The organism is Aminobacter sp. P4_D5 (assembly GCF_056401815.1).
Genome location: NZ_JBFUIP010001243.1, coordinates 1 through 549 on the forward strand (window position 1 = coordinate 1; position 549 = coordinate 549).

The 549-nt window shown below is 68.6% G+C and carries 2 protein-coding genes; one reads left to right on the top strand and one right to left on the bottom strand.

Annotation, left to right across the window (positions count from 1 at the left end; translation table 11 throughout):
• Positions 1-258: hypothetical protein (locus tag AC1DWF_RS37725; RefSeq protein WP_476843525.1), on the bottom strand; the 258-nt coding region annotated here is incomplete at its 3' end.
• A gap of 87 nt (positions 259-345) precedes the next feature.
• On the opposite strand from AC1DWF_RS37725, the gene AC1DWF_RS37730 reads away from it, so the two are divergent.
• Positions 346-549: AAA family ATPase (locus tag AC1DWF_RS37730; protein WP_476843526.1), on the top strand; the 204-nt coding region annotated here is incomplete at its 3' end.

Genomic DNA, 549 nt, shown 5'->3' on the forward strand with positions numbered 1-549 from the left:
CCAGGTCCGCACGCCGTAGCCGACCACCAGCGCGTTGGCCGCGAGCGACCCCACGATCGCCACCACCGGCTGCAKCCAATCCAGCTTCCAGAATCCGAAGATCACCAGCGCCAGCCACATGCCGAAGGAGAAGCGGCCCAGCAGCCGGAAGGCCCGGTCCGCCGGCGGATATTCCGGCCGCAGCCCCGGCGTGCTGCACCGGTTCTCGATCATCCCGGCCACGCCGAGGAACAGCATCGCGAGGAAATAGAGGTTCATCCGAAGGCTTATGTCCGACCCTGCCGCACTTGCGAAGGCCGGCCGGGCGGGCGAACACTCGCAGAGTCGCCCTGAAGGACCCTCGCGTTGAAGAAATTCGCCTCCACCGAACGCTACATCGCCCCGCGCGAGCTGGAGGTGGCCGTCAACGCCGCCGTGGCGCTGCAGCGCCCGCTGCTGGTCAAGGGCGAGCCCGGCACGGGCAAGACGGTGCTGGCCCAGGAGATCGCCCGCAGCCTCGGCCTGCCGCTGATCGAGTGGCACATCAAGTCGACCACCAAGGCCCAGCAG